This is a genomic window from Verrucomicrobiota bacterium (genome assembly GCA_019247695.1).
Lineage (GTDB): Bacteria > Verrucomicrobiota > Verrucomicrobiia > Chthoniobacterales > JAFAMB01 > JAFBAP01.
Genome location: JAFBAP010000142.1, coordinates 1 through 7,853, shown reverse-complemented (window position 1 = coordinate 7,853; position 7,853 = coordinate 1). Strand labels below are relative to the sequence as shown.

General features: G+C 62.5%; 6 protein-coding genes. 1 reads left to right on the top strand and 5 read right to left on the bottom strand.

The genetic code is table 11. The features are described 5' to 3' along the window. The first annotated feature begins 330 nt into the window (after positions 1-330). The gene (locus JO015_16405; GenBank protein ID MBW0000681.1) at positions 331-1,362 is read left to right on the top strand and encodes an aldo/keto reductase; all 1,032 of its coding nucleotides are present in this window, start codon (positions 331-333) and stop codon (positions 1,360-1,362) included. On the opposite strand, the gene JO015_16400 is transcribed toward JO015_16405, so the two are convergent. The 5 genes from JO015_16400 to JO015_16380 all read right to left on the bottom strand — a co-directional run bounded on the left by JO015_16400 (position 1,284) and on the right by JO015_16380 (position 7,687). Further along, a complete protein-coding gene (locus JO015_16400) occupies positions 1,284-2,171 on the bottom strand; it encodes a hypothetical protein (GenBank protein MBW0000680.1) in 888 nt (295 codons plus the stop codon). The two genes, JO015_16405 and JO015_16400, sit on opposite strands and share 79 nt — an antisense overlap. A 304-nt stretch (positions 2,172-2,475) precedes the next feature. After that, complete coding sequence (locus tag JO015_16395) at positions 2,476-2,736, bottom strand: hypothetical protein (protein ID MBW0000679.1); 261 nt, start codon at positions 2,734-2,736, stop codon at positions 2,476-2,478. Positions 2,737-2,901: 165 nt separating this feature from the next. Further along, positions 2,902-4,803, bottom strand: a complete 1,902-nt coding sequence (gene treZ, locus JO015_16390; GenBank protein ID MBW0000678.1) for a malto-oligosyltrehalose trehalohydrolase — start codon at positions 4,801-4,803, stop codon at positions 2,902-2,904. 81 nt (positions 4,804-4,884) lie between these two features. Beyond that, positions 4,885-6,249 carry a 4Fe-4S dicluster domain-containing protein gene (locus JO015_16385; protein MBW0000677.1) on the bottom strand — a complete coding sequence of 455 codons (1,365 nt, stop codon included), beginning with the start codon at positions 6,247-6,249 and terminating at the stop codon, positions 4,885-4,887. A gap of 58 nt (positions 6,250-6,307) precedes the next feature. Beyond that, complete coding sequence (locus JO015_16380; GenBank protein ID MBW0000676.1) at positions 6,308-7,687, bottom strand: FAD-binding protein; 1,380 nt, start codon at positions 7,685-7,687, stop codon at positions 6,308-6,310. Between the last annotated feature and the right edge of the window lie 166 nt (positions 7,688-7,853).

The window sequence follows — 7,853 nt, the reverse complement described above, 5'->3', positions numbered from 1 at the left end:
GGAGTTCGGAGTTCGGAGTTCGGAGTTCGGAGTTCGGAGTTCGGAGTTCGGAGTTCGGAGCGGCAGCATGGAGGGTGGGTGCGAGTGTCAAGCTCACAGTTGCCCAGGGTTTCTTAATCTGTGTCAATCTGTGTAATCTGTGGATGTATTCTCTTTTCTGCGTGCTTCTGCGTGCTCTGCGGATGATTTAGACTTTCCGCCGTGGTCGCCGTGGCTCGCCGTGTTCGCCGTGTGAACTCTTACGTCGTGCCCGCCCGGTCGCTGTGCCCGCCGTGTGACCGTATGACGGTTGCAGGGGGAATCCAACCGGCCCATAATGGAGCCCAAGGCATGAAATATCGTCGTTATCGCAACACGGATCTTGAGGTCAGCGAAGTCGGTTTTGGCCTCTGGACCGTTTCAACCGGTTGGTGGGGACAATTTACCGAAGCCGAGGCGCTATCGCTGTTGCACAAGGCGTTCGACCTGGGCATTACCCTGTATGACGCCGCTGACACTTACGGCAACGGCTACAGCGAAGAGCTCCTGGCGAAAGCGTTCGGCGACCGGCGCGATCAGGTGGTGTTGGCGACGAAAGTCGGCTACGACTTTGTTCATCACGGCAGCGAACGGCGCGGCCAGCGCGAAATCCCGCAGGATTTTTCCCCGGCAGCGATCGAGCGCGCGACCGAAGCCGCCCTCCGGCGGCTCGGGACAGACCGGATTGACCTCCTGCAGCTTCATAACATCCGGATGGAGCAGGTGCACGACGATGCGGTGTGGGAAACCCTGGAGCGCCTCAAACAAAGCGGACGGGTGCGTGCGTACGGCATTGCGCTTGGGCCTGCGATCGGCTGGCTCTATGAAGGGGTCAACTGCGTCAAACTGCGCAACCCGGCGAGCGTGCAACACATCTACAACGTGTTGGAGCAGCATCCGGGCGCGTCCATCCAGGCAGCCGCCCGTGAAGCCGGCCGGGACACCATGTTCCTGATCCGGGTTACCCACTCTTCGGGCTTGCTGGAAGGCCATTACACCGCGGAAACCGTCTTTCCGCCGAATGATCACCGCAACCATCGCCCGCGGAGCTGGCTGCTTGACGGCGTCAAAAAGGTGGAGCAGTTGCGTTTCCTCGAACGGGACGGCCGGACGCTCGGTCAGGCGGCGCTTCAGTGGCTGCTGCAAGACGATCGGGTGGCATCAACTCTGCCTAACATTTACAATGCCCTGCAGTTGGCCGAATTCGCGGCCGCACCTGATGGTCCGCCACTGACGTCCGGCGAGATGGAACGCATCGCGGCGCTTCACGCGACCAACTTCGGGGTCAGCGAAGCGCCTGCCAAATTCAAGGGAACCATGGTGGAACCGGCCTCCATCGCCTGAACGGCTTCGGCGACGCGCCGTTCCACTTCCGGAAGGAGCGTCTGCCAATGTTCAAGCCGGCACTCGAGGGCCGGCCGCCCGTGGAATTCCCACGGCAAATGCCGCACGTTTAAACCCACGAAATGGGCCCCGCAACTGCCGAGGTGAGAAACGTGGGGCGGAAATGGCGAACAGATGGTTACTTCGTCGAGCGGAACGGTGTGGCAATGCCCGGACCTGGTCAGGGTGGCGATTTGTAAACCCTGTTCGTCGAGTTCGCGCCGCAGGATGCGCCCGCTGGTCCGGAGCATGTCAATGAGCTGGCCTTCGTAATCAAAACGGGCCGGGAACCTCCGGATGCCGGAATTCAGGGCCACCGGCCCAGTCAGGTCATGGAAGACGCCATTGGCCGGGATTACGTCTGCAGCCAGCAAAACCTCTGCGGGCCGCGCCAGCCATGCGCGCACGGCCGGCGGGCAGCGCCAGAGAATGCAATCGTTATCCAGCGCGAGTTCATACCGGTCGGGAAAACATCGAACCGGTGAAAACTTCCACGAAGTACCTTCACTCAGGCTCTTGTCACAGAACGGAAGAAAACGCGGATTCATCCCGGCGACCTGGATCCAGGCAACCTCATCCGGAAGTTCTCCGAGCGAGCGCCGCATCGTTTCCACGTCGCAGCTGTTTACGCAGACAACGTACGCTGCGTCGGACCCGAAGATGCCCCACGCGCCGAGAATGCTCAGGCGGAGGGCCTGCCGTCCTGCACTACTGGCGTCCCCGATCGTCCAACGGACTCCCAGTTTTGGCGCCTCCCATTTCGGCGTCATTCCCCTGATCACATTTAAATCAACTGGCCGCCATCAAAACGAGGGGGTACCAAATCGAGCTCACGGCTTGACGTCCGAATCCGATTCCTCACGGGAGCGAGACGGCCACGCTGGCGGATCGCTCGCAGGAAAACTTTCCTCAACCGCCTCGTCTACTTTCTCTTCGGTGGTATGAGGAGAGTCGATCGCGTCGTCGGAAGAATGGGTTTCGTCTGGGATACTGGACATAAGTAACTGGGCGAAGGGGATCGTCAGAAATAGGCGTTTGCGGGCCGGGAACCGGGACGGCCTTACCGGCCTTGCTTCACGTGCGGGGTCCGACGTCCGGCTCCGGGGTCGTCGTTCTTGCCTTGTTGGACTCGAGATCCCTGAACTCATCGGCCGGCTCGGTCATCTGCTCCTTCTCTTCGTGCTTCGGCTCGTCCTGCGTCGGGTAGGAAGGGGGTTGCATTGACAAGACTTCCCGCAACGTGTCGCCGAGCGTCTTTTTGCCGGGATCGCTCCCGTGTGGATCCGTCTTATCCGGGTCACTCTTGCGTGGGTCGCTCTTGTCTGGTTCACTCATAACCTGGACGGCGGCACCGGTACTGGGAGTGCCGCGGGCGTCTCCTCGGATTCGCGATTGCGGGTAAGCGCGGCTGTATCGGACCTGCCCGGGTTGAACGGGAGCCAGTCCGTGACGAGCCGGGTTCACCTTTCGATCCGGTCCGCTCCCGTCGAAGCACCGGAACTAACCGGCGCACGTCTGGCGGGGCTCAGTGCTGAGCAAAATGGCTGAAAACCCGGGCAAGTTCACCGGACCGGTGGTCTCGCATAAGGGCAGGCCCTGACCACCGTAGGCCGGGTGCTCGCTCGTCCAGAGAACCTTCCAGCACCGACCGCGCGGCGGCGCCAGCAAAGGGAACGGCGCCGGACGCACCTCAACGTCATGATCAAAGTTAAAAATGAGCAGCCGGTCGTCGCCCGGGACTTCTCCAAAATAGCGCACGAGGAACGCCCGCTGATTCAAGGTTTGGGCGTCCAGTCCCTGCCGGGACGGCCCGGCGAGAACCGGGTCGCTCTTGCGGAGCCGGATCAGGTCACGGTGCAGTTCGAAAACCTGGCCGTGGATGCCTTCCAGCCGTTCGTCATTGCGGAGCCGGCAACGCTCGAACGTCGCTTCCGATTCGGGCGAGGGCAGCCGCTCGGCAATTTCGGGCGAGGAAAGGCTGGCAAATTGCTTGAGGAACTCCGTCCGGCCCGCCGCGACTTTCTCGGCCAGCCAGTCGACGTGGTCGGCAAAGTACAGAAACGGAGTGGAAGCGGCGAACTCCTGGCCCTGGAAGAGCATCGGCGTCCAGGGCCCCAGCAGAAGCAACGCGGTCGCGGCACGCACCGCTCCCGGCGCCGCCAGCGTATGGATCCGATGGCCGCCCAGGGAGTTGGCCACCTGATCGTGGTTCTGTAAAAAGTTCACGAACATGTGCGGCGGCACACCGAATGCCGGCGTGCCGCGATCCTTCTGCTGCCAGTGATAATACTGGCCCTGGTAGAGGAACCCGAACCTGACCGCGGAGACAAACTCCTGAGCCAAGCCCTGGTAATCGGTGTAGTACGCCTCCCGTTTGCCCGTCAACGCCACGATCGCGGAATGATGGAAGTCGTCGTTCCAGACCACATCCATCCCAAAGCCGCCTTTGGCCGGGCTTTGAATCGTCCGCACATCCTGCGGCTCGTTTTCTGCCGCCAGGTACACCCGCCGTGACCCGGCGGCCTCGCGCGCCGCCTGGCTTACCTCGGCCAGGATGTGCCTGGGCGAGGCGTCAAAGATCTGCTGGGTTGCGTCGAAGCGAAAGCCGTCAAAGTGAAACTCCCGGATCCAGTAAGCCGCGTTGGCCAAAAAATAGTCGCGGACGGGTTTGGCGTTGGGCCCGTCGAAGTTCAACGGTTCGCCCCATTCCGTTTTGTAGCGGTCGGTAAAGTAATCCTTGCTGAACTGCGTGAGATAATTGCCGTCCGGGCCGAGGTGGTTGTAGACCACGTCGAGGATCACGGCCAGGCCCTGGCCATGGGCGCGATCCACGAAGGCGCGGGCTTCGTCGGGCGAGCCGTACAGCCGGGTGGGGGCAAAGAGGTCGACCCCGTCGTAGCCCCAGCCGAAGCGGCCCGGAAACTCGGCGATGGGCATGACTTCCAGGATTGTGATGCCGAGTTCGGCCAGGCCCGGCAGCAGTTCGGCGGCTGCCGCCCAGGTGCCTTGCCGGGTGAACGTGCCGATGTGCATCTCGTACAGAACGTGCGGGCCGTCGCCGACACCGGGCCAGGCGCCGTCCTGCCAACGGTAAGCGTGCGGATCGATCACCTGGGAAGCTTCGTGGGGGCCGGCCGGCTGGAAGCGGGAAGCCGGATCGGGGAAGCTGCCCGAGTCGAGCACGAAACGATAAAAGTCTCCGGCCTGAGCTTGCTCCACCGCCCCGGAGAAGTAACCCGTCCCTTCGGGCTTCAACTCCTTTTCCACCGCGCCTTCGCCCAGCGCCATCTCCTTGCCAACCCGGACTCTGACCGTGTTCGAGGCCGGCGCCCAGGTCCGAAACTGAACGCCGCGGCCGGGTTGAACCTCCGCACCGATTGGTAAATTTCGCATCGCGTTCATAACGAAACATTGTGAACTTGGCCGGGCGTGCGGGTCAGGAACCGGCCTGAACCCCGCGGTTCCCGCCTGCCGGTGCCTCCGTCATGGCATGGAAGCCGGTTTGGCAGCCTCGGCCCGGTACGCAGCCGCCAGAAGGCTCATGGGGTGCTCTACCCTGATGGACGTGATCCCGCGTGCGGCCAATCCATTCACCAGTTGCAGGTGGCAGCCGGGGTTACCCAGGGCAACGATGGAAGCCCCGGTCTTGAGCACCTGTTCCACTTTCCGCTCCTGCAAGCGCCTGGACATCTCGGGCTGCGTAATGTTGTAAATCCCTGCCGAACCGCAACACCACGTGGCCTCGGGCAGTTCGACCATCTCGACCTTCGGCAGTGCCCGAAGAAGTTCCCGGGGCTCGCGGCTGATCTTTTGACCATGGCACAGGTGGCACGCTTCGTGGTAGGTGAGGCGCTCACGAGACCCGGTCGGCGAGGGCCCACCCGGGGCGGGCGGGCGGAACCCGATCGCCACCAGCCATTCGCTGGCGTCCTTGACCTTTTGTGACCAGAGTTGGGCGCGCTCCGCATATTCCGGATCATCCTTGAGCAGGTGGCCGTACGCTTTCAGATGGGAACCGCACCCGGCGGCGTTCGTGATAATCGCGTCAAGCTCAGCGACGGGGAACAGGTCAAGGTTGCGGCGCGCGACCTTCCGGGCCCACTCGGGTTCCCCGTTGTGAGCGTGCAGCGAGCCGCAGCAGAATTGCACGGGCGGCGTCCAAACCTCACAGCCATTTGCGGCCAGCACTTCCGCCGTATCCCGATTGATGTTTGAAAAAACCAGGTCCTGTACGCAGCCGGTCAAGAGGCCGACCCGGAACCGGGGGCGGCCCGCCGGTTTCAGGATCGGCGGGATGAGTTCATGCGAAAACCGCGGCTGCACTTTAGGGGTTTGCAGTTCGAGCCGGCGCCACGACTCGGGTACGACCCGCGTAAGGTGCAGGATCGCGCGCACCAGACCCTGGAGTCCCAGCGCCTGGTAGGCCCAGAGGGCTCGACCGGCCAACCGCAGCAGGCGCGGCCGGGTAAAAAGTTCGCCCAGGAGCAACCGCCGCGTCCAATCGCGGCCCGGCCGCCGCAGGACCCCGGTTCGTTCGATATCGGCCCGGGCAGCCTCGAACAGTTGGGCGTAATCAACCCCGGCAGGGCAGGCGGTCATGCAGGCCAGGCAGCCCAGACAGAAATACATTTCCTTACCGAACCCTTTTGATAAGGGCAGCGCGCCGTCGGCGATCCCACGCATCAGTGCGATCCGCCCGCGGGGGCTGTTGCGCTCCAGCCCGGTGGCGACGTACGTCGGGCAGGTGGGCAGGCAGAACCCGCAGTGCATGCATTGTTGCAGGACGGAGTAGTCCAGGGTCTTGAGGGAATCGTGCCGGTGCAGGAGAAGGGGCGCGGCAGGTTGCATATCGGTTCAGCAAGGGGAGAGCGTTGGGTCAGGAATGCCGCCGGCGATCGTTGCCGGATCAGTCGAGGAAAATTTTTCCGGGATTCAGGATCCCCTGAGGATCGAACGCGCGCTTCAGGGATTGTAAAATGCGCACGTTAAGTTCGCCGATCGCGCCGGGCAGGAACGATTTCTTCGTCAGGCCGATGCCGTGTTCGCCGCTGATCGTGCCGCCGAGTTCGATCGCGTAGGCAAAAATCTCGCGAACCGCCTCATGGACCCGGTGGATCTCGTCCGGATCGCGTTCGTTCGCCAGGAAGGTGGGGTGGAGGTTGCCGTCGCCGAAATGGCCAAAGGTGCCGACCGTCAGACGGTACTTTTGCGCGGTGTGCTGCACGAAGCGCACCATCTCGGCCAGTCTTGATCTGGGTACGGTCGCATCTTCGAGGATCGTCGTCGGGGCAACCCGCGCCATTGCCGGGATCGCCATCCGGCGTGCGGTCATGAGCCGGGTGGCTTCGTCAACGTCTTTTGCCAGCGCCACTGAGCGTGCACCCTTCGCCCGTGCGATTGCCTCCATTTGCCGTGCCTCGTCCTCCACGGCCGCCGGGTGCCCATCCGATTCCAGGAGCAGGATGGCTTCCGCGTCGGTCGGCAGACCCACGTGCGCAAAGTCTTCAATGCAGCGGATCGTCGTCCGGTCCAGAAACTCCATCGTGCACGGGATAATCCGCGCTGCAATGATGGCTGAGACGGTTGCAGCGGCTTCATCCATCCGGTCGTAGACGGCGAGCAACGTCTTTCGCGCCGCCGGTTTGGGAATAAGTTTCAACAGGATCTTTGTGATGACGCCGAGCGTACCCTCCGACCCGATGAAAACGTCTTTTAGCGAGTAGCCGGCCACGTCCTTAACGCACTTGTTGCCGGTGAAGAAGACCTCGCCGGTGGGCAACACCACCTCCAAACCCATCACGTAGTCGCGCGTGACGCCGTATTTGAGGCCGCGCAACCCCCCCGAGTTCTCAGAGACGTTGCCTCCGATGGTTGAAACCTTCATCGAGCCGGGGTCGGGCGGGTAGAACAGGCCGACGCCCTCGGCTTTCAGCCCGGCATCCTGATTGATCACGCCGGGTTCGACCAGCAGCGTCAGGTTATCGCCATCAAGTTCGAGGATGCGGTTCATCCGGCTGAGGCACAGCACCACGCTGCCCGGAACCGGGATGCTGCCCCCGCTTAAGCCGGTGCCCGAACCGCGCGTGACGATCGGGGTCCGGGTTTCCGTGGCCAGCTTGAGCACGGACGCGACTTCTTCGACCGTCCTGGCAAAAACCACGCCTTCCGGCAGCGTCTTGAGAATGGGCGTCCCATCATAACTGTACGTGTACAGGTCTTCAGGCTCAGAAATGAGCTGATCCGGGGGGAGTGACCGGCGCAACCCGGCCATCAGCGAATTGCTCATACCGGATATGATGCCACAAATGGCACCGGAGAGAATGCAACAAATGCGACAAGCGGAAAAATGCCACAAAACGGGTAACGGGTAACGGGTAACGGGTAACGGGTAACGGGTAACGGGTAACGGGTAACGGGTAACGGGTAACGGGTAACGGGTAACGGGTAACGGG